21 protein-coding genes and 1 tRNA gene are annotated in these 18756 nt (G+C 66.3%); 12 read left to right on the forward strand and 10 right to left on the reverse strand.

From position 1 onward, the window contains the following. Positions 1 to 35: 35 nt before the first annotated feature. The gene (locus TQ38_RS01550; RefSeq protein ID WP_082057612.1) at positions 36 to 1811 is read right to left on the reverse strand and encodes a hypothetical protein; all 1776 of its coding nucleotides are present in this window, start codon (positions 1809 to 1811) and stop codon (positions 36 to 38) included. Next, on the reverse strand, positions 1808 to 2062 hold the full coding sequence (locus TQ38_RS01555) for a hypothetical protein (protein WP_043973873.1): 255 nt from the start codon (positions 2060 to 2062) through the stop codon (positions 1808 to 1810). The genes TQ38_RS01550 and TQ38_RS01555 overlap by 4 nt, the downstream gene beginning before the upstream one ends. 85 nt (positions 2063 to 2147) lie before the next feature. On the opposite strand from TQ38_RS01555, the gene TQ38_RS01560 reads away from it, so the two are divergent. After that, on the forward strand, positions 2148 to 2573 hold the full coding sequence (locus TQ38_RS01560; RefSeq protein ID WP_052505640.1) for a hypothetical protein: 426 nt from the start codon (positions 2148 to 2150) through the stop codon (positions 2571 to 2573). Positions 2574 to 2637: 64 nt separating this feature from the next. Here TQ38_RS01560 and TQ38_RS01565 read toward each other — a convergent pair whose 3' ends face one another. From TQ38_RS01565 to TQ38_RS01580, 4 genes are read right to left on the reverse strand one after another with little or no spacing between them, the layout of a single operon-like run. Continuing rightward, positions 2638 to 3204, reverse strand: coding sequence for a MotE family protein (locus tag TQ38_RS01565; protein WP_043973872.1), 567 nt, complete (start codon positions 3202 to 3204; stop codon positions 2638 to 2640). Beyond that, on the reverse strand, positions 3201 to 3713 hold the full coding sequence (locus TQ38_RS01570) for a hypothetical protein (RefSeq protein WP_052505639.1): 513 nt from the start codon (positions 3711 to 3713) through the stop codon (positions 3201 to 3203). Before TQ38_RS01570 ends, TQ38_RS01565 begins: the two co-directional genes overlap by 4 nt. Further along, a complete protein-coding gene (fliM, locus tag TQ38_RS01575; protein WP_043973870.1) occupies positions 3710 to 4687 on the reverse strand; it encodes a flagellar motor switch protein FliM in 978 nt (325 codons plus the stop codon). Before fliM ends, TQ38_RS01570 begins: the two co-directional genes overlap by 4 nt. After that, positions 4684 to 5235 carry a flagellar basal body-associated FliL family protein gene (locus TQ38_RS01580; protein ID WP_052505638.1) on the reverse strand — a complete coding sequence of 184 codons (552 nt, stop codon included), beginning with the start codon at positions 5233 to 5235 and terminating at the stop codon, positions 4684 to 4686. The genes fliM and TQ38_RS01580 overlap by 4 nt, the downstream gene beginning before the upstream one ends. 138 nt (positions 5236 to 5373) lie before the next feature. Here TQ38_RS01580 and TQ38_RS01585 point away from each other — a divergent pair, with 138 nt between their 5' ends. From TQ38_RS01585 to TQ38_RS01605, 5 genes are all read left to right on the forward strand, one after another. After that, positions 5374 to 6117: a flagellar hook-basal body complex protein gene (locus tag TQ38_RS01585; RefSeq protein ID WP_043973868.1), complete on the forward strand. Its 744-nt coding sequence runs from the start codon at positions 5374 to 5376 to the stop codon at positions 6115 to 6117. Positions 6118 to 6164: 47 nt separating this feature from the next. After that, positions 6165 to 6950 carry a flagellar basal-body rod protein FlgG gene (flgG, locus tag TQ38_RS01590; RefSeq protein WP_043973866.1) on the forward strand — a complete coding sequence of 262 codons (786 nt, stop codon included), beginning with the start codon at positions 6165 to 6167 and terminating at the stop codon, positions 6948 to 6950. 5 nt (positions 6951 to 6955) lie between these two features. Beyond that, positions 6956 to 7390, forward strand: a complete 435-nt coding sequence (flgA, locus tag TQ38_RS01595; RefSeq protein ID WP_052505637.1) for a flagellar basal body P-ring formation chaperone FlgA — start codon at positions 6956 to 6958, stop codon at positions 7388 to 7390. 13 nt (positions 7391 to 7403) lie between these two features. Beyond that, complete coding sequence (gene flgH / locus TQ38_RS01600) at positions 7404 to 8180, forward strand: flagellar basal body L-ring protein FlgH (RefSeq protein ID WP_043973861.1); 777 nt, start codon at positions 7404 to 7406, stop codon at positions 8178 to 8180. 164 nt (positions 8181 to 8344) lie between these two features. Beyond that, positions 8345 to 9214: a flagellin gene (locus TQ38_RS01605; protein ID WP_043973859.1), complete on the forward strand. Its 870-nt coding sequence runs from the start codon at positions 8345 to 8347 to the stop codon at positions 9212 to 9214. Positions 9215 to 9414: 200 nt separating this feature from the next. Here the strand turns inward: TQ38_RS01605 and TQ38_RS01610 are convergent, their stop codons facing one another. From TQ38_RS01610 to TQ38_RS01620, 3 genes are all read right to left on the reverse strand, one after another. Then, positions 9415 to 10059: a helix-turn-helix domain-containing protein gene (locus TQ38_RS01610; RefSeq protein ID WP_082057611.1), complete on the reverse strand. Its 645-nt coding sequence runs from the start codon at positions 10057 to 10059 to the stop codon at positions 9415 to 9417. Then, positions 9965 to 11371 (reverse strand): integrase arm-type DNA-binding domain-containing protein, encoded by a 1407-nt coding sequence (locus tag TQ38_RS01615; protein ID WP_082057610.1) that lies wholly within the window; start codon positions 11369 to 11371, stop codon positions 9965 to 9967. The genes TQ38_RS01610 and TQ38_RS01615 overlap by 95 nt, the downstream gene beginning before the upstream one ends. Before the next feature lie 149 nt (positions 11372 to 11520). Then, positions 11521 to 11594 (reverse strand) — tRNA-Gln (locus TQ38_RS01620). Between the two features lie 160 nt (positions 11595 to 11754). Between TQ38_RS01620 and TQ38_RS01625 the strand changes: the two genes are divergently transcribed. Both TQ38_RS01625 and TQ38_RS01630 read left to right on the forward strand, forming a co-directional pair. Then, positions 11755 to 13137, forward strand: a complete 1383-nt coding sequence (locus tag TQ38_RS01625; RefSeq protein WP_043973857.1) for a Ppx/GppA phosphatase family protein — start codon at positions 11755 to 11757, stop codon at positions 13135 to 13137. Next, positions 13134 to 13799, forward strand: a complete 666-nt coding sequence (locus TQ38_RS01630) for an RlmE family RNA methyltransferase (RefSeq protein WP_043973855.1) — start codon at positions 13134 to 13136, stop codon at positions 13797 to 13799. Before TQ38_RS01625 ends, TQ38_RS01630 begins: the two co-directional genes overlap by 4 nt. Positions 13800 to 13945: 146 nt before the next feature. Here the strand turns inward: TQ38_RS01630 and TQ38_RS01635 are convergent, their stop codons facing one another. Next, positions 13946 to 14560 carry a cytochrome c family protein gene (locus TQ38_RS01635; RefSeq protein WP_043973854.1) on the reverse strand — a complete coding sequence of 205 codons (615 nt, stop codon included), beginning with the start codon at positions 14558 to 14560 and terminating at the stop codon, positions 13946 to 13948. Between the two features lie 120 nt (positions 14561 to 14680). Here TQ38_RS01635 and TQ38_RS01640 point away from each other — a divergent pair, with 120 nt between their 5' ends. From TQ38_RS01640 to TQ38_RS01655, 4 genes are all read left to right on the forward strand, one after another. After that, the gene (locus TQ38_RS01640; protein ID WP_043973852.1) at positions 14681 to 15580 is read left to right on the forward strand and encodes a prephenate dehydratase; all 900 of its coding nucleotides are present in this window, start codon (positions 14681 to 14683) and stop codon (positions 15578 to 15580) included. A 195-nt stretch (positions 15581 to 15775) separates the two neighbouring features. Continuing rightward, positions 15776 to 16378 carry a hypothetical protein gene (locus TQ38_RS01645; protein ID WP_240197922.1) on the forward strand — a complete coding sequence of 201 codons (603 nt, stop codon included), beginning with the start codon at positions 15776 to 15778 and terminating at the stop codon, positions 16376 to 16378. After that, positions 16375 to 17718, forward strand: coding sequence for a DUF4350 domain-containing protein (locus TQ38_RS01650; protein WP_043973847.1), 1344 nt, complete (start codon positions 16375 to 16377; stop codon positions 17716 to 17718). Before TQ38_RS01645 ends, TQ38_RS01650 begins: the two co-directional genes overlap by 4 nt. After that, positions 17715 to 18743, forward strand: coding sequence for a MoxR family ATPase (locus tag TQ38_RS01655; RefSeq protein WP_240197923.1), 1029 nt, complete (start codon positions 17715 to 17717; stop codon positions 18741 to 18743). The genes TQ38_RS01650 and TQ38_RS01655 overlap by 4 nt, the downstream gene beginning before the upstream one ends. Positions 18744 to 18756: the final 13 nt, after the last annotated feature.

Below are 18756 nucleotides of genomic sequence, written 5' to 3' on the forward strand. Positions count from 1 at the left end.
GAGGCAGGGGAGCATGGGCGCGAGCCCATATGCCCTCAACCCTTTGGTCCCTTGGCCGGCACCTGTTCCAGCAAGTCCGCAAATTCGCCCGCCGGGCTGGCCGAGGGGATCGCCGCCATCGCCTGCGCCAGTTTTCCTGGATCGGCGGCGCCCGGTGCGCCGGTCAGCATCTCGAATACCGGGGCTGAGGGCAGGCCCTTGAACGCCGCGCCGTAGCGCTTGTGCAGTCCGGCAAGTGCGTCCTCACGGCCCAGCATCGCCAGCGAGATTGCATGGCGCAGCACTTTCGCCTGCGCCACCGCGTCCAGCCCGCGCCCATTCGGCAGCGCCCCGGCGGACATTTCGGCGTAGCGCGGCCAATTGCGCTTCTGCCACAGGATCTCGGCCTGCATCGCACCGGCGTTCGGCAGGTCCTGCAACACCGCGAGCGCTTCGTCGACGCGGCCAACCTGCGTCAGCGCAGCGGCTTCCACCTTCGAACGCTCGGCCAGCATCGCATCGGGCAGGTTGGGATCGTTGGTATCGCGCAGCGTCTTGAGCGCACGTTCCGGCCGTCCGGCGAGGATGTAGAGGCTGGCCACCCGCGCCGAAAGCGGCCCGCGCGCAAGGTCGCCTACGCGCACGGTCAGCTGGTAGGAAAGCAGGTCCGCAGCCCGTTCGAACAGGCCTGCCTGCTGCAGGCGTTCGGCGAGTCGGCTGGCCATAAGGTCGCCCTCGGCGCCGGACGGGGCCAGGTCGCGGTAGTCCCAGTAAAGGCCCGCCGCGCGGTCCAGCGGCATTTTTCGCGCTGGGTCCAGTGCTTCGGAGAGCTTGGCGCGCAGGGACGGCAGGAACTCCGGCGCCTGCTTTGCGGGATCATGGTAACGGATCAGCGCAGAACCGGCGGAAAGCGCGGCGGGCAGGTCGCCGCGTGCATCGGCAAGACTGTAGCTGAGGCGCAGTGCGCGCGCCTCGATCGCATCGCCGCGCCAGGTGTAGCGGATGGTGTCGAGTTTCTTGAGCGCCGCTTCTGGGCTGATGGCCTTGCGGGCGACTTCGCCTTCCAGCTCGCTGAGCTGTGCATCGATGCGCTGCTCCGGCGTGCCTGAACGGGCAACGCGGGCGAAGCGCAGCCGGGCATCGTCGACTTTTCCAAGCGCCAGTTGTGCCCGGGCGCGCAGGAGATTGGCGGCGGGATCGCGGTCTGGCAGCCAGGACAGCCAGTGCAGCGCCTTGTCGGGGGCGCCGCCTTCAACCCCGGCCCGAGCGGCGGCAAGGACGAAAGGCGCGGCGCGCGGTTTGGCCAGCGCGGCGCCGGCGCAGGCAAGCTGCTGCAGTGCCTGTTCGGCAAGGCCTGCCTGTGCCAGCGCGCGCAGGCGCCACAGGCAGGCTTCGGGAGCCGCGCGAAGGCCCGGCATGTCGAGCGCGCTCACCGCATCCTCGGCGCGGCCGAGCTGGGTAAGCGCCGCTCCGCGCGCAAGGCGGTAGGCATCGACCATGCTCAGGTCAGGGTCGTCCTGACGCATCACTTCCAGCACGCCGAGGGCGTCGGGCCCGCGCTCATCCGCGATCAGGCTGCGGGCAAAGTCCCAGCGCACGCCCTGCCGCTCGGCCGCGGGAACAGCGGCGAGGCGCTTCCACGCTTCCCGCTCGGCCATGGGTGCCCATGCCGAAGGACCGGCAAGCGGGGGGCGCTGTGCCAGTTCGGCCGCGAAACCGGGCAGGCGCGGCGCGTAAGTTGGGGCAGGTTCCGGGGCAGGTTCGGTAACCGCAGACAGCATCACTGCACCGGGCAGCAGAGCGGCGCAGGCGAGCAGACGCGCGCGGCTCACAGCTGCGCCTCCGCAGCGAAGCCCGACAGCACGAACAGGGCGCCGCCGATGGCGCAGCCGATAAGGAACAGCACCACGCTGCCGACGATCCACAGCAGGCTGCCTCCTTGGCGCGCCGGCGCGGCGGCTATGGCGGAGGTCGCCTGATCCCCGTCGTCCTGCGCCTGATCGCTGCGGCGGCGCGCGGGCACGGCCTGTACGGCACTGGAATTAACGACCCGCACTTTCGCCGGACGCCGATCGCTGCTCATTGGTACGGAATTCCTTAACGTTCATCCTATTATAGACGGGCGGCGCGCCTTGCGGACAGCGCGAAGCCTATCTGCGGAGTCCTCGATGTCCTCTTGCGTCCCCTATCGCCGCGTTGCAGCGGTGCTGCTGCTGGCGGCGGCGGTGCCGGTTCACGGCGCCAACACCGAGCCGCGCAAGGCCGCCGAAGTGCCTCCGGCCGATGCGAGCTTCGTCACGATGCAATCGATCGACGCGCCGATCGTGGACGCGGGGCGGGTAGACGGCGTGCTGCACGTCACCATCACGGTACAGGCCAAGTCCGAGGATGAGGCCGCCGCCCTTACCAAGCGCATGCCAGAACTGCGCGCCGCCGCGCTACCCGCGACGATCGAATTCGCCCGCCTGCGCGCCTCGCGCTTCGCCCCGGTAGACGTGGAGCGCCTCGCCGCGACGATCACCCTGCCGGTCAAGCGGGTAGACGCTACCGTCGACAAGGTTCTGATCGTGAAGGTCTCCGCGACGGAAGCGTGAGGACGCGGGCAGGTTGGAGCGGACATTAGCCGGGCGGTATTGAACCCCAAGCCCCGCCTTGGCTCTACTTCGCCGCCTGCTTCGAGCCGCCTGCGCCCTTGATTACCTTGCGCCCGGCAAGCGCCATAGACAGTTCCACCGCGCCTGCCGGGGACATGTTGGCCATGATCTGCGCAGTGGCGCGTTCGCGCATGCGGGTGGCCACTTCCTTCTGCACTTCGATGTCGAGCTTTTCGAAGATCGGCCCGGCGCGGTTCGGCTTCATCGTCTGGTAGATGCGCGCGAGGTTGTCATAAGGCACCGACGGGGCGCCGGCTCCGCCTGCCGCATCCGCAGCGGCGGGCTTGGCAGCCGCTTCGGCCTGCTGCTGCTTCACTTGGCCCGCAAGGCGCGCCTCGCCTGCGCGGACGGCCTGTTCGCGCATTTCCAGCTTGCGGCGGTTTGCCGCCGCGGTGCGATCCCGCTGTGCCGCCGCATCCTGAAGCGAGGCGCCCAGGCGGCTGGTTTCAGGCCCGGCCGCGCCGGCGATGTCGGGGGAGGCCGCCAGCGCGATCGCATTGGCAACCGCTGCCACCGCCGCGACGCCCAGCATTAGCCGCGTCGGCCGGGTCAGGGCTTTGAGACCGATCATGCCACGGCGCTGCCACGCGGAACGTGTGCGGACAGGATGTCGAACACCCTGCTGCTCAATTCCGTGGTCCGGGCGGAGGCGAGTGCATCCGCGCTTGCCCGACTGGCCTGCCCGGCGGCGCCTTCAGCGGCCTCGATCTGGGCGGCCCGAGGGCTGCGCGACCTTGCGGCCACTTCTGCTGCCTGTGCTTCGCTTGCCGCGTCCGATATGCGCTCCGCCACCGAATTGCCGATATCGACCATCATCGCCAGTTCTTCACGCAGAGCCTCGGCCGCAGCGGCGCCTTCCGCGCGCGCGGCAACGTCGTTGGCCAGGACGCAGCGCAGGTCGTCCAGCACCAGGCGGGCCTGCTGGGTCGCACGGTCCAGCCGGAACACCGCTTCGCCCAGATTGTTGTCACGCAAGGTGCGGATGCGGCGGTCCATGCGCACGCTTTGCACCAGCACGCACAGGCACAGCACCACGAGGACAAGGTTGATCGCGGCGGCGGCAGTCAGTCCTGCGGTCATTTCGGATATCCCTTGGAGATGTCGGTGGCCATGCGAATGGCGATGTTGCTGGAACGCTGGCCGATATGCGCGCGGCCCAGAGGTACGCCGCCGCAGTGGACCTGCAGGGCGTCTTCCGGGCTATGGCTGAGCGCGATGGTCTGTCCCACCGCAAGGCTGCGCACTTCGCGCAGGGACATCATCTTTTCGCCCAGCACGACGTCGACGGTGACCTCGGTATTGTAAAGCTCGCTGGCCATGTGCGCCGACCAGATGTGATCGCGGCCCAGCTTCTCGCCCATGAAGCGCTGAAGCAACTTGTCGCGCACCGGCTCGATCGTCGCATAAGGCAGCAGGATCGAGAACACACCGCCCCCGCCTTCCATGCTGACGCTGTAGCTGGCGACGGCGGCGGCATTGCTGGGCTCGGCGATGGCGGCGAAACGCGGGCTCGATTCCATGCGCTCAAGCCCCATCGTGACGGCGGCGATCTCTTCGAAGGCGGAGGCCAGGTCGTCGAGCGCCATCTGCACCACGCGGCTGACGAGGCTCATCTCGATGGTGGTGAAGCTGCGCGCCTCGGAAGGCTGCGTGCGGGCGCCGCCGCGCCCGCCCAGCAGCGCATCGACGATGGCATAGATCAGCCCGGCATCGACGGTGACGACGCCGTAGCTTTCCCAGGGCTTTACCTGGAACACGCCGAACAGTGATGGCAGCGGCATGTTGCCCATGAAATCGCCGAAGCGCACCGAAGTGATCGCCTCGAGGTTCACGTCGATCGCATCGGAGGTGAGGTTGCGCATAGAGGTGGCGAAATTGCGCACCATCCTCTCGCAGACCACTTCCAGCATCGGCAGCCGTTCGTGGCTGATGACGTTGGATTCCAGCACGGCCTTCAGGCCCCGGCGGGGCACGGTATCACCGTCCACGGCGGCAAGGCGGATGGTTTCCGGGCGAGGTGCGCAAGAAGCCGGATCGTCGTGCTCGCCGGTCATTGCTGGATCAGGTCCTGGATCAGCACGTCGCGCACCATGCCCGCGCCCAGCGCCTGGGTGGAGCGGCGCAGCATTTCTTCCTTGATGCGGAACACCGCAGCCGCGCCATTGAGATCGTCGGGGCGCAGTTCTCGCAGGAAGGGCTGCAGCGCATCGAGGATCACCGGCAGGCGTGCCTTGACGGCGTCGGTCTTGCCGTCGGCGGCGACGATTATGAAGCGCAGCTTGATAAACTTGGCCTGGGCGCCGCCGCCGCGCAGGTTCACCATCATCGGCGGAACCTCGATATAGGCGGCCGAAGGATCGGCGTCCGCTGTGCCGCCGTGCCCGGAAGTTTCAGCCGGCGCTTCCGCTTCAGTCTCCGGCTTTGCATGTTCGGCGCTGCCTTGCATGTACCACCAGACGCCGCCCGCGCCGGCCAGCATCCCGACCACCACGACGGCAATCGCGATCAGACGGTTGCGCTTCTTCTTTGCTGCTCCGGCCGCGCCGTCAACTGCCCCTTCGGACACCTCGACCGGCGCAACGTCGATCACCTCGCTGGACACGTAATCACCCCTGACACCCGGCCATTAAATCTTGCCCGCACATCCGCGCGCACGATTTCATTCCTATATATAGGATTGTTTCCCGGTCGGGGCCCCTTCCCGGCGGGTTATACCGAACTTTTTCGTGAAGGTGCCGCCATGGACGTCTCCTCCTTCGTTCTGCTGAGCCATGAGCAGGCCCTGCGCCGCCAGTTGGACGTGGCTGCGAACAACATGGCGAACGTTTCGACCACGGGGTACAAGCGCGAACAGGCGCTGTTCCACGAATATGTCGAGAACGCGCAGGACGCCCCCGTCCAGGATGCACGCAAGACCTCGTTCGTGCTCGACTACGGCGCTGTCCACGACGTTTCGCAAGGCGCCTTCCAGGCCACCGGCAACGCGCTGGACGTGATGATCGACGGCCCGGGCTACCTCAACGTCCAATTGCCTGACGGTTCCACCGCCTATACCCGCGCCGGCTTCATCAAGGTGCTCGACACCGGGGAACTGGCGACTTCGGGCGGACAGCGCCTGCTTGACGAGAACGGCCGGCCCATCACCGTTCCCACCGACCAGGTCGGCAGCCTGACGATCGCGCCGGACGGCTCGGTCATGGCGGGCGAGGAAGCCGTGGGCCGCCTTGCCGTCACTAGCTTCGCGGACGAGAACATGCTGGAGGCGCGCGGCGACGGGGTGCTGACCGGCAGCGGCGGCCAGATGATGACCGCCGCCCAGACCAAACTGCGCAGCGGCGGCGTCGAAGGCTCCAACGTCGAGGCGATTTCGGAAACCACCCACATGGTCGAGATCCTGCGCTCCTACCAGACCAGCCAGCGCCTCTCGTCCGACCTCGCCGACATGCGCCGCAACGCCATCGGCCGCCTCAGCAAGCTCACCTGATTCGTCTGGCCCGGCGCCAGCACCCCAACCTTACGAAGGAGTCCCCCATGCGTTCGCTCTCCATCGCCTCGACCGGGATGCTTGCCCAGCAGACCAACGTCGACGTCATTTCGAACAACATCGCCAACATGAACACCACCGGCTTCAAGCGCCAGCGTGCTGAGTTCGAGGACCTGCTCTACCAGCAGGTTTCGCGCCCCGGCGCGGCGACCAGCCCGGACGGCACCAAAGTGCCCACCGGCATCCAGATCGGCGCGGGCGTGAAGACCGGCGGCGTTTACCGCATCACCGAACAGGGCGCGCTGACCAGTACCGGCAATGCCTATGACATGGCGATCGACGGCCCCGGCTACTTCCAGGTTTCGCTCCCCTCGGGCGATATCGGGTATACCCGCGCCGGCTCGTTCCAGCTCTCCGACCAGGGCGAACTCGTCACCACCGACGGCTACCGCGTGCAGCCGGACATCACCATCCCGCAGGGTGCGCTCAGCGTCACTGTTTCAAAGACCGGCGAAGTGCAGGTGAAGCTGGCGGGCCAGGCCGAAATGCAGACCGTGGGCCAGCTCGAACTCGCCACCTTCATCAACGAGGCGGGCCTTGAGGCCATCGGCTCCAACCTGTTCCTGGAAAGCGGCGCTTCGGGCCAGCCCAACGTCTCCACCCCTGGGCAGCCCGCATTCGGCACCTTGAGCCAGGGCTTCATCGAGGCTTCCAACGTCAACCCGGTGTCGGAAATCACCTCGCTTATCACCGCCCAGCGCGCGTATGAGATGAACAGCCGCGTCCTCAAGACCGCGGACGAAATGCTGCAGACCTCGACCCAGACGGTCTGACGCCGATGCTTGCTGCCCTGCTCCTTGCCGTCGCCGCCGCGACGACGCCCGCACCCGGGACCGAGTTCGCGCCGGTTCTGGCGCGTACGGTGGAGCGGGGCGAAGTCCTCTCGAAAGCCGATTTCGAAACCGCGCGGGTCCTGCCCGCCATTGCCCGCAACGCGCTCAGTCCGGCCGAGGCCGCAGGGCAGGAAACCACCCGCCGCCTGAATGCGGGCGCTCCCGTCCGCGCCGCCGACGTCACCTCCGCGCGGGTCGTGCACCGGGGCGAGACGGTGACGATCTCCCTCGTTTCGGGGGGGCTGCGGATCACCTCGCCCGGCCGCGCCCTCAGCGACGCGGGCCGGGGCGATACGGTTCGCGTGATGAGCCTTGCCACGAACCGCACGCTCGAGGGGGTGGCCTTGGCCGGCGGCGAAGTGCGCGTACAGGCGCCTTAAGGAAATGCTACCCATGAAGTCCCGTTTCGCCGCACTTACCTGCCTTCTGGCATCGGCTTCGTTGCTGGCGGGCTGCGGCTCGGTCGGCCGCCTCAAGAACGTGGGCAAGGCGCCGAAGCTGACAGAGGCGGGCGAGCCTGTCGCCCCGCGCCTTGAACCCTCGCTCGGCAACCATTCCGTGGCAGGCCGCACGGCCGACGGCGGCGATCCGCAGGCGGAAGAGGCCGCGCGCGGGGCCTCGCTGTTCCGCACCGGCGGCGGCGCCTTCTTCCGTGACCAGCGTGCCTCGCGCGTGGGGGATATCGTCACGATCCGCATCAACATCGCCGATAATGCGCAAGTTGCCAACACAACCACCCGAACCCGCAACGGCAGCGAAAGCAGCGGCATCGCCGCGCTGCTCGGGCTGGAAAGCCAGATCAGCAAGGTGCTGCCCGGCAATCCCGATCCCGGCAATCTTGCCAGCACCAATTCGAAATCGAGCGCGGTGGGCGCGGGCAACACCTCGCGTTCGGAACAGATCAACATGACCGTCGCCGCCACGGTAACCGGCGTCTTGCCCAACGGCAACCTGGCGATCCGCGGCAAGCAGGAAGTACGCGTCAACTTCGAGCTGCGCGAACTGGTCGTCTCCGGCGTGATCCGCCCCGAGGACATCGCCCGCGACAACTCCATCCGCCACAGCCAGATCGCCGAAGCGCGCATCAGCTACGGCGGACGCGGCCAGCTTACGGACGCCCAGCAGGCCCGCTGGGGCCAGCAGATCTACGATGCCCTGTTCCCGTTCTGAGTCCTTTCGGTGTCGCACCCGAAGCTAATTTTTCAAGGATAAAACCGCCGCACCAAGAGTCCTCCTAGAATAATCATGCACCCGTCTTTTTCGGGATCGCACGGACGACAGCGTTTCTGTCGCCGGACCGCAGAATCGGTCTGTAACCCAGAAGGAAACTTGAAATGGCGTTTTCGGTAAACACCAATGCTGGTGCCATGGCTGCTCTTCAGAGCCTGAACAGCACCAACCGTTCGATGGAAACCACCCAGAGCCGTATCACCACGGGTCTGAACGTGGCGTCCACGAAGGACGACTCGGCGAAGTACACCGTCGCCCAGACGCTCCGCGGCGACCTCGGCAAGTTGAATGCTGTCACCAGCTCGCTCAACAACGCCAAGAGCGTCACGGACGTTGCCGTCGCCGGCAGCGAGCAGATCTCCGACCTCCTCAACCAGATGAAGTCGAAGACTCTCGAAGCCTCGGACGCAGGTCTCGACGTTGAAAGCCGCACCGCAATTTCGAAGGATCTGGTCTCGCTCAAGAAGCAGATCAACACGATCATCGATGGTTCGGACTTCAACGGCGTCAACCTGCTGAAGGACGGCGGGACCACGGATGGCGCAGTGAGCGCCCTGCAGTCGATCTCGAGCGACGATACGCTCTCGATCGCCAACCAGGGTTACACGACGAAGGCGACCACTGCTTTCGGCGCTTCGACCGACGATGCCACGATCACCGCGCTCGCAGGTGCGGATTCGGCTGTTGCTGCCACGGCAGCTTCGGACCTGTCCGACACCCTCGACACGTTCTTCGACGAAGTGAAGACCAGCCTGAGCGAGCTCGGCGCTGGTTCGCGCCAGATCGACGGCCAGCTTGCCTTCAACAGCAACCTGACCGACGTTGTCACGACCGGTATCGGCAGCCTCGTCGACGCTGACCTCGCCAAGGAATCCGCGAGCCTTCAGGCCCTTCAGGTCCAGCAGCAGCTGGGCGTGCAGGCCCTATCGATCGCCAACCAGGCACCGCAGACGCTCCTGTCGCTCTTCCGCTAAGCGGAACGAACGACAGGCCTTTCCGGCTTGCCGGAGGGGAATTTCGGATGGGCCGGGACGACTTGTTCGTCCCGGCCTTTCTTTATGGTGGGCAGCCAAATGGCCCTTGCCAGCAGCAATCCACGCGCGCCGCTATCGGGCATCACGCAGGCGATCCGCATAGGTCTGCAAACGCAAGAAGCCCCAAGGATAATCGGCGATTATCCGGGAGCAAAAAGGCTGATGCAGTCACACGGGAAAATACCGCTGAAGCTAGGGACCTTGCCCGATCCGTGGAAGACCTTTGCCGTCTCGCGTAGCTTGTCGCCCAGCTTCTGACGCAGCGTGCGTACGATCTCGATCGGCAGGTTCATCATATCGATAAAGTAGGCGTTGCTCGTCTGCTGGCGCTGTGGGCCAGCGCCCTTGGCATTCCCGGTTTTCACCGTGCGCCGCACCCAGTTGACGATCTTGCGTTCGCGCAGAGCCTCCAGCTGCCGCACGACGGTACGACGCGACATATCAGAACGTCTCGATATTTCGTCCAGAGACGGGTCGCACCGGCCTGTTTTGCCGTCCATGAGAGCGAGAAGGGCGCCCAGCACGGCTTGTGCGGTCATTGAAATGGGCAGCTGCTTGCCCTTCTCGCGGATGTGGCTGGAGTACTTCCTTACCGTGGTGGCAAACACGTCGCGGAATTGGAGATAGTTTTCGTTCTTGGGGGAGGCGTTCCAATAGATCGTTGAGACGCGGGCGCGCACGTCGTCTACGTCATAGCTCTTCCGCCACGGGCCCCGCGCTTCGCTGTCGCCGTTGCCGGCGCGGCTTGGTCGCTGCAGCAGTTCGCCGATTCTTGACGCGCTCATGCCCGGTCTCCCGGGTTTTGGAGCGCCAAGGCCGATGCGCGGGCAGCAGCAAGTGCGCGTTGACTGCGTCCTGCATGAGCAGGTTTGCCCATGCCTGCGCCAACTGGCGCCGACGTGGCAAATACATCGCGCGGTTGTAGATCGGCTCGACGCCCGGCTGCACATGCGCAAGCATCAGGTCGATGATCGCGCGGTCGCGTTCCTGATCCTCGCCGGCCGCGCGTTCGTTCATGATCGTTGAGAAGGTGGAGCGCCAGCCATGCGGGACGTGCACGCCCTCGTAACCTCCCTCCCGGTAGACCTTGCTCAGCGTGCTGTCGCTGATCGGCTTCGTCCAGGCACCGGGGCCGGGGAAGAGCCATTTCTTGCCGTTGTGCGCTGCCTTCGGGTGGCAGGCTGGGCTCTCTGAAATGGCTGCTTTGACAACCTCCACGGCCTGCCGCGAAAGGGGAATGACGAACTCCCAAGCGACGTCGCGCTTCTGCTTGCGAGTTAACTTCATCTTGGCCGCCGGGATGCGCCAAATTGGCTTCGGCCCGTCCAAGTCCTCGAACTCCTGCTTCTCCGCAAGACGAACGACGCCCGGCCGCGCTGCCGTCAACGCCGTGAGGCGTGCCGCGAGCAGCGTTGACCAGTACGTGCCCGGGAGTGCTTCGATGTCCGATAGCAGTTTGCGCGCCGGCTCGATCTTGACGATCGCCGGGCGCAGCTTGGGATCGGTCGGTATGAGCGCCTTCTTGATCATGTTCGCCGGGTCGATTTCGGCCAGCCCCGACGCAATTGCCCACACGAACACGTCCGAGACGTGGTTCCGCACTCTGTGCGCCGTATCGTGTGCCTCGCGCTTCTCGATCTTCCTGATCATGTCCAGCACCATGGGGGACGTGATGCTGCGGATCGGCTTTGATCCGAATGATGGGAAGACGTCGTATTCCAGCCTGCTCAGCACTGCTGCGGCGTAACGCGGGTCCAAGGTCTTTGCCTTCACCGCGTACCAGGCGCGGGCTACCTTCTCGAAGCTGTCCAGGGCATCCGCAATAGCCTGCGCCTTGCGGGCCTGCTTCGCCGCCGATGGGTCGATTCCGTCCCGGAGCTGTTGCTGTGCCTTGTCCCGCGCGCTGCGGGCTTGTGTGATCGTGACCTCGGGATAGGGCCCGATCGCGAGCAACTTCTCGCGTCCCGCAAAGCGGTACTTCAGACGCCACAGTTTGGAGCCGGTTTTCCGCACGAGGAGGTAGAGCCCCCGCTCGTCCGAAATCTTCCGATCCGTCTCGCCTGGCAGCGCCTTCCGGCAGGCCGCGTCCGTTAGCACAGAGCGATACCCCCAGTACCCCGAAGAGTACCCCCAAGGTGTCTGCGCTTGGCTGATATGGGGTGAGACGGCATGAGACCAAAGTGCCAGAACAACCGGCGCTTGCGCAAGGGCGTTGCGCTTGGATGCTACTGCCTGAGATTGCTCTCTGGATGCCCCGCGAGGATTCGAACCTCGATAGGCGGTATCAGAAACCGCAGTCTTACCATTAGACGACAGGGCACCGGAGAGGCGCTCCCCTTAGATGCGGCTTTGATTCGCGTCAAGTGCCTTGGTGAAGGTTCTGACAGCCGGGCCCCTTGTGCCTTTGCTCGCAGGGCGTTAGCATCGCGGTCAGGTGTCCGCCGATCCGGCGGAATGATATATGATCGAGAATTGAAATCATGGCGGAGCAAGATCCGCCGGCAGCGAAAGTCGATGTGTCGGGCCGTCCGGGACGGCGGCGAAAAGGTCGTAAGGGCAAGGCTGGTTTGCCTGGTAGCCCGCAGACCGCCGGCACAGCCAAGGGCAAGGCGCGTCCGTCAGGGAGTGCGCGAGGGCCCGAGGCCGGCAAAGCGCCGCGCGCAGAAAACAAGTCCAGGACTCCGGCCGCAGCCAAGTCTCCGGCCGTGGCCAAGGTGGCCGCAGCCCCTGCCAAGGCGATCGATCACCCTGCCGGTACAACCGCGCCCGTTGCATCGACCGCGCCGGTTCAAATGCCTGCCGCAGCATCGTCCGGGGCGCCTTATCCGCGTCAGGCCTATGCGGCGATCGATCTTGGCACGAACAACTGCCGCTTGCTCATCGCCCGTCCCTCGGGAGAAAATTTCACCGTGATCGACGCCTTCAGCCGCGTGGTGCGGCTGGGCGAGGGGCTGGCGCAATCGGGCCGGCTTTCCGACGCGGCGATGGAGCGCACGCTTTCGGCGCTGCGAATCTGCGCGGACAAGCTGATGCGCCGCAACGTTTTTCTTGCGCGCTCGGTGGCGACGGAAGCCTGCCGGCGTGCCGTCAACGGCACCGAATTCATCGAGCGGGTGCGAGAAGAGACCGGCATAGCGCTCGACATCATCAGCGCCCGCGAGGAAGCGCGGCTGGCGGTGCTTGGCTGCCATGTCCTGCTTGAGGAAGGCCTGGGCCCGGCGATGATCTTCGACATCGGCGGCGGCTCCACCGAACTGGTCCTGATCGAGAGCACCGGCACCGTGCCGCGCATCCTCGATTGGCAGAGCGTGCCTTGGGGCGTCGTCTCGCTGACCGAGAGCTGCGCGTCCGAAGGCGCCACCCGCGAGGAACGGCTGGCCCGCTATCGCCACATGCACAGCCTTGTCGCAGAGAGTTTCGCGGCATTTTCCAAGCGCGTTGCCCCGGCGCGGGAGAGCGCGGGGCAGGACGGCCCGCTGCGCCTGCTGGGCACCAGCGGCACCGTCACCACGCTTGCCAGCCTGCACCTGGAACTGCCGCAATACGATCGCCGCATGGTCGACGGGCTGATCGTGCCTGCCGAATCGATGCGCGACATCAGCACGCGGCTATCCGCCATGTCGCTGGAGGAGCGCCGCGAGGTGGCCTGCATCGGGCGGGAGCGTGCGGATCTGGTGGTGGCAGGCTGCGCCATTTTGGAGGCGATTCTCGATCTGTGGCCGGCCGCACGCCTTGGCGTTGCCGACCGGGGCATCCGCGAGGGCATCCTGCGCAGCCTGATCGCTTCCCACAGTCCTTCTCACGGTCATGTTCGCGCGCCCGGCGTGCGCGACGCCGTACATAACGCAATAGGTGCAAGATGAGCCGTTCAGGAAAAGACCCCGGCGAGCGCCTGCGCACCGCCAAGAAGCGCACCACCAGTTCGGCGCGCTGGCTGACGCGCCAGATCAACGACCCTTACGTCAAGAAGGCCAAGGCCGACGGCTATCGCAGCCGCGCCGCTTACAAGCTGATCGAACTGGACGAAAAATTCGACCTGTTCAAAGGCGTGACCCGCGCGGTCGACCTTGGCATCGCGCCGGGCGGCTGGAGCCAGGTGCTGCGCCTGAAGGCCCCCAAGGCCAAGGTCGTGGGCATCGATTTGCTGCCCACCGACCCGATCGAGGGCGTGACCATCTTCGAAATGGACTTCATGGCCGACGAGGCCCCCGCCGCGCTGGAAGGCGCGCTGGACGGACCGCCGGACCTGGTGCTGTCGGACATGGCGGCGAACACCGTTGGCCACAAGCAGACAGACCACCTGCGCACCATGGGCTTGGTCGAAACGGCGGTGGACTTTGCGATCCAGTCGATGGCGCCGGGCGGTACGTTCGTCGCCAAGGTGCTGGCGGGCGGCACGGATACCGAACTGCTGTCGCTGCTGAAGCGCCATTTCACCAGTGTGAAGCACGCCAAGCCGCCTGCGAGCCGCAAGGACTCGTCCGAGTGGTACGTGATCGCCAAGGGCTTCAAGGGCCAGGGCTGACCGTCAGTCAGACCAAAGCTGGCACGGCTGCAGCGTTTCAGCTGCGTCTGCCGAAGCACAATATCCCCTGAAAGACGAAAACGGCCCGCTAGCGACTCGGCGGCGCTAGCGGACCGTTTTCAACCGGCAGAGCCGGATGGCAGTTGTTACTGCGCGGCAGCCTCGCTCGCTTCGGGAGCGGCTGCTCCTTCGGCGGCGGGGGCAGCAGCGGCATCCGCAGCGGGCGCTGCACCGGCCGCCGGCAGCGGCAGGTTGGAACCCTGCGTGTTCAGATAGGCGATGATGTTAGCCCGGTCTTCCGGCTTCGAAAGGCCGGCGAAGGTCATCTTGGTCCCCGGCGCATAGGCCTTGGGGCTCTTGAGCCAATCGTTCAGCGCATCGAACGACCAGTTGCCGCCCTTGCTCTTTAGGGCGTCGGAGAACGCGAAACCGCCCACGCCCTTGCCGATCGCCTCGCCGACGACGCCGTGGAGGTTGGGGCCGATGCCGTTGGCGCCGCCCGAATTGATGGTGTGGCACGAGGTGCACTTGGCGAAAGTCGCCTGGCCCTTCGCCACGTCGGCGCTGGCCAGAAGCGTTGCGATCGGCACGTCGGCGCCGCCTTCGCCCTTCTCTGCTACGCCTTCGACCGGATAGCCCGCCGTCTCGGGGGCGTGATGCTTGTCAGCCTGAAAGTACATTCCGCTGGCAATGCTCAGCCCCAGGCCGACGATGCCCGAGAATAAAGTCCAGCCGGCGATAGTATTGAAACGATCGTCCATTCGTGCATGCCCCTGCGGCTTATTTAAGCTCATCCTGTGGCTCGGGGTCCTAATGGGCGCCTTGATCCAGCGCAAGAGCCATTGCGGATATCGCGATTGCCGCCTAATCGCGCGCTAGTCATGAACGCCTATCCCCAGCCCGCGATCGCCCTTGTCGGCGAAATGGAAGCCGCCGCCCTCGCCAGCCCCGAAAAGGCCGTCGCCTTGCAGGGCGCGCCCGGCTGCAACGGCCACCGCGCCGCCCTTGAATATGACGGGGATTGCCTGCCGCTGCCGTGCTTCTCGTTCGAGGATGCGCTGGATGCGGTGAAGGAAGGCCGGGCCGCCCGCGCGATCATCCCGATCGAGAATTCCCAGCATGGCCGCGTTGCCGACATCCACTTCCTGCTGCCCGAAAGCGGGCTGTCGATCGTGGGTGAGCATTTCATGTCGATCCATCACGCGCTGATGGCGCTGCCCGGCGCCAAGGGGCCGTTTTCGGCCGCCTACAGCCATCCGCAGGCGCTGGGCCAGTCGCGCCACTATCTTCGCGAACGTGGCATCGTGCCGATGGCCTATGCCGACACCGCCGGCGCCGCCGCGCTGGTGCGCGAGGCCGGCGACCCCGATTCCTGCGCCATCGCCCCGAAGCTGGCGGCCCAGCTCTACGGCCTCGACGTGATCGAGGAGAATGTCGAGGACGCGGCCGACAACACCACCCGCTTCGTGGTGCTGGCGCGCGAACCGCTGGACCCCTTCGAACTGAAGGACCAGCCGGCGATGACCACTTTCATCTTCGAGGTGAAGAACATCCCCGCCGCGCTCTACAAGGCGCTGGGCGGATTCGCGACGAACGGCGTCAACATGACCAAGCTGGAAAGCTATCAGGCCCAGGCCAGCTTCGCGGCGACGACCTTCTACGCCGATATCGAAGGCGCCCCCGGCGAGGCGCGCGTCGACATGGCGCTGCAGGAACTGGCGTTCCACTGCAAGTACGTGCGCCCGCTGGGCACCTATCGCCGGGCACGGGCACGCGGCTGAAGGGTCGGTCGCCCGCAGGCTGCATCGGCGCGGCCGGTGCGACGGGCGATTAACACGCAGTAGCAAGCGCTTGCGCAGCTCTGGCGCCCGTGCAATCCTGCGCTTGTGACGGTTGGCGGAGGTCAAGGCGCGGGTTCGGCCGCAGGGTCCTCTGCGGCTGGATTGGCCAATGGCGGGGCCGATGACTGGAAGGCCGTGCGCGATACCGCCGACATCCAGTATGCCCCGCTGCCCGAACCGCGCATGCCCGATACGCAGACGAGTCCGGAATGGCTCAAAGCGCTAGGCCGGTTTCTCGAAAAGATTTTCAGCCCCATCGGTGAACTGCTCGGCATGTCATGGCCGGTGTTCCAGTATGTCCTGATCGCGCTCGGCGTGCTGCTGGCGCTGTTCCTGCTCTGGCGCATCGCCATCGAACCGCTGTTGGACAAGTGGCGCATGCGCCAGCCCGCGCCCGAGGAAGTGCACTGGACGCCGGACCGGGCAGAAGCGGTGGCCCTGCTGGAAGATGCCGATCGGCTGGCCGCTCAGGGCAAGTTCGGCGAAGCAGCGCATTTGCTGCTGCGGCGCAGCGTCCGCCAGATTTCCGATGCCCGGCCCGATTGGCTGAACGCCGCCTCCACCGCGCGCGAAATCGCCGTGCTGCCGATGCTGCCCGATGCCGGGCGCAGCGCTTTCGCGGTGATCGCCGAGCGGGTGGAGCGCGCGGTATTCGCGCTGCGCGACCTCGACGCGGGGGACTGGAACGCGGCCCGCAGCGCTTATGCCCGGTTCGCGCAGATTGAACTGCGCGCATGAGCACGGGCAGGGCCGCCTCCCCCACAGCTGGCACCGCAGCCGGCATCGCGGTCGGCGCCAATCCGTTTTCGCGCTGGGCAGTGCTGGCCATCGTCCTGCTCGGCGGAGCGCTGTTCGTGGCGCTGCTGTGGATGATCGCGACCGGCACCGGCATGGGGTCCGCCAATGATGGGCAGGCCCATGCAGAGGGCAGGGGCCTCAACGGCTACGCTGCCTTTGCCGATTACATCGAACGGCGCGGTTACGCGGTGAGCCGGGTGCGCAACGAAGGCGCGCTGGACAAGCCGGGCCTGCTGGTGCTGACCCCGCCTGCCCTTGCAGACGGCAAAAAGATCGAAAAGATCGTCGCCAACCGCCGCTATATGGGCCCCACGCTCATCATCGCGCCCAAGTGGATGGCGACCCAGCCCACGCGCGAACAGAAAAACGACGCGAAGACCGGCTGGGTGCGCCTGTCCGGCACGATGCCGCCCGAATGGCAGGGTTTCCTCGATACGCTGTCTGTAAAGGTCACTGCGCTGCCCGAGAGGGCTGCCGCGTGGCAGGGCGCGGGTCTTTCGGGTGCGCTGCCGGACGGGCGATTTGTGCTGTCCGGTCAGGGGGAAGGTCTTGTGCGCATCGTCGGCAGCCGCGACGGGAAGCTGACGCTTGCGGGCTTCATGAGCGACGGCGGATACTACGCCGAACTGGAAGCCATGGCGCAAGGTCCGATCACGTACCCTGACGAGGAAGACGAGGAACGTTACCCCGTAATCATCGTTTTCGAACCCGACTTGCTCGACAATTACGGCATGGCCCGGATCGAGAATGCGCGCCTGGCCGAGGCACTGGTCCGCGCAAGCGGCGTGAAGCAGGGCGCCTCGGTCAGCTTCGACATGACACTGCCCGGTTACGGCCGCTCGCAGAACCTGCTGACGTTGGCCTTCACCCCGCCGTTCCTGGCGGCGACGCTGTGCCTGCTGCTGGCGGCGCTGGTGGTCGGCTGGCGGGGGTTCATGCGCTTTGGCCCGCCGCTTGTGCAAGGCCGGGCGATCGCGTTCGGCAAGCGCGCTTTGGTCTCGAACGCCGCCGGCTTTGTGCGCCGCACCCGCCGCTGGCACCTGCTCGGCGGGCCCTATGCCGATCATTCGCGCGAGCGGCTGGTGCAGGCCCTGGCCCTGCCGCGCACACTCGACCCTGAGCGCGCCGACGCCGCGATCGACCGCGCCCTTGCCGCCCGACGCCACGAGGGTGAACCTTTTTCCGTTATCGCCGGCCGCCTGAAGGCAGCGCGGCGTCCGCATGACCTTCTGAAAGCCGCGCGCGACCTTCATGCGCTCGAAAGGATGCTGATCCGATGACCGACACGCCCCTTTCCGATTTGGGCCTTTCCCATCCGGGCGTTTCCGAACCGGCACCGCAAGGCAACGCCGGTATCGCAGCCGTTGCCGCCCTGGCCCAGGCCATTCGCGTCGAAGTCGCCAAGGGCGTGATCGGGCAGGCCGACACCGTGGAACATCTGCTGATCGCGCTGATGGCGCGCGGCCATGTGCTGCTGGAAGGCCCCCCGGGCACCGCCAAGACTTTCCTTGCCCAATGCTTCGCGGCAACGCTGGGCCTTGATTTCGGACGTATCCAGTTCACCCCGGACCTGATGCCGGGCGACATTCTCGGCTCCAACCTGTTCAACTTCCAGACCAGCCAGTTCACCCTCACCCACGGGCCGATCTTCTGCGACATGCTGCTGGCGGACGAGATCAACCGCACTCCGCCCAAGACTCAGGCGGCGCTGCTGGAAGCCATGCAGGAACGCCGCGTCACGCTGGACGGCACCGCCCACGCGCTTCCCCCCCACTTCACCGTGGTGGCCACGCAGAACCCGATCGAGAGCCAGGGCGTCTATCCGCTGCCCGAAGCGCAGCTCGACCGCTTCCTGTTCAAGCTCCTGGTGGATTATCCCAGCGCCGACGAGGAACGCCGCATCGTTGCGCGTTACGGTGAGAACCGGGGCGCGCCCACGCCCGCCGAAGTCGGCATCACCGCGATCATCACCCCCGCCCAGCTGGAAGGCGCGACCCGCGCGGTCGCCTCGGTGAAGCTGGCGGACAGCGTGATCGACTACATCGTGCGGCTGGTGCGGGCCACGCGGGAAAGCGCGGACCTGTCTTCCGGCGCCTCGCCGCGTTCGGCGGTGCTGCTGGCCGGCGCCGCGCGGGCACGCGCCGCGCTCGACGGGCGCGACTATGTGGTGCCTGATGATGTGAAGGCTTTGGCAACGGCGGTTCTGCGTCACCGCCTGCTCCTCAGCCCCGCTGCCGAGATCGAGGGCAAGCAGGTTGAGGCACTGGTGCGCCAGCTGGTCGAACAGACCGAAGCGCCGCGCTGACGGTGAGCAGCCG

Origin of the sequence: Novosphingobium sp. P6W (assembly GCF_000876675.2) — a bacterium.
GTDB lineage: Bacteria > Pseudomonadota > Alphaproteobacteria > Sphingomonadales > Sphingomonadaceae > Novosphingobium.

What these genes read in the sequence shown, in the direction of transcription:
- fliM (WP_043973870.1), bottom strand. Translation starts at nt 4,687, where the DNA reads ATGACCGGCGAGCACGACGATCCGGCTTCTTGCGCACCTCGCCCGGAA.
- flgA (WP_052505637.1), top strand. Translation starts at nt 6,956, where the DNA reads ATGCTTGCTGCCCTGCTCCTTGCCGTCGCCGCCGCGACGACGCCCGCA.
- TQ38_RS01565 (WP_043973872.1), bottom strand. Translation starts at nt 3,204, where the DNA reads ATGATCGGTCTCAAAGCCCTGACCCGGCCGACGCGGCTAATGCTGGGC.
- TQ38_RS01585 (WP_043973868.1), top strand. Translation starts at nt 5,374, where the DNA reads ATGGACGTCTCCTCCTTCGTTCTGCTGAGCCATGAGCAGGCCCTGCGC.
- TQ38_RS01630 (WP_043973855.1), top strand. Translation starts at nt 13,134, where the DNA reads ATGAGCCGTTCAGGAAAAGACCCCGGCGAGCGCCTGCGCACCGCCAAG.
- TQ38_RS01555 (WP_043973873.1), bottom strand. Translation starts at nt 2,062, where the DNA reads ATGAGCAGCGATCGGCGTCCGGCGAAAGTGCGGGTCGTTAATTCCAGT.
- TQ38_RS01650 (WP_043973847.1), top strand. Translation starts at nt 16,375, where the DNA reads ATGAGCACGGGCAGGGCCGCCTCCCCCACAGCTGGCACCGCAGCCGGC.
- flgH (WP_043973861.1), top strand. Translation starts at nt 7,404, where the DNA reads ATGAAGTCCCGTTTCGCCGCACTTACCTGCCTTCTGGCATCGGCTTCG.
- TQ38_RS01560 (WP_052505640.1), top strand. Translation starts at nt 2,148, where the DNA reads ATGTCCTCTTGCGTCCCCTATCGCCGCGTTGCAGCGGTGCTGCTGCTG.
- TQ38_RS01635 (WP_043973854.1), bottom strand. Translation starts at nt 14,560, where the DNA reads ATGGACGATCGTTTCAATACTATCGCCGGCTGGACTTTATTCTCGGGC.
- TQ38_RS01605 (WP_043973859.1), top strand. Translation starts at nt 8,345, where the DNA reads ATGGCGTTTTCGGTAAACACCAATGCTGGTGCCATGGCTGCTCTTCAG.
- TQ38_RS01640 (WP_043973852.1), top strand. Translation starts at nt 14,681, where the DNA reads ATGAACGCCTATCCCCAGCCCGCGATCGCCCTTGTCGGCGAAATGGAA.
- TQ38_RS01655 (WP_240197923.1), top strand. Translation starts at nt 17,715, where the DNA reads ATGACCGACACGCCCCTTTCCGATTTGGGCCTTTCCCATCCGGGCGTT.
- flgG (WP_043973866.1), top strand. Translation starts at nt 6,165, where the DNA reads ATGCGTTCGCTCTCCATCGCCTCGACCGGGATGCTTGCCCAGCAGACC.
- TQ38_RS01625 (WP_043973857.1), top strand. Translation starts at nt 11,755, where the DNA reads ATGGCGGAGCAAGATCCGCCGGCAGCGAAAGTCGATGTGTCGGGCCGT.
- TQ38_RS01610 (WP_082057611.1), bottom strand. Translation starts at nt 10,059, where the DNA reads ATGAGCGCGTCAAGAATCGGCGAACTGCTGCAGCGACCAAGCCGCGCC.
- TQ38_RS01570 (WP_052505639.1), bottom strand. Translation starts at nt 3,713, where the DNA reads ATGACCGCAGGACTGACTGCCGCCGCCGCGATCAACCTTGTCCTCGTG.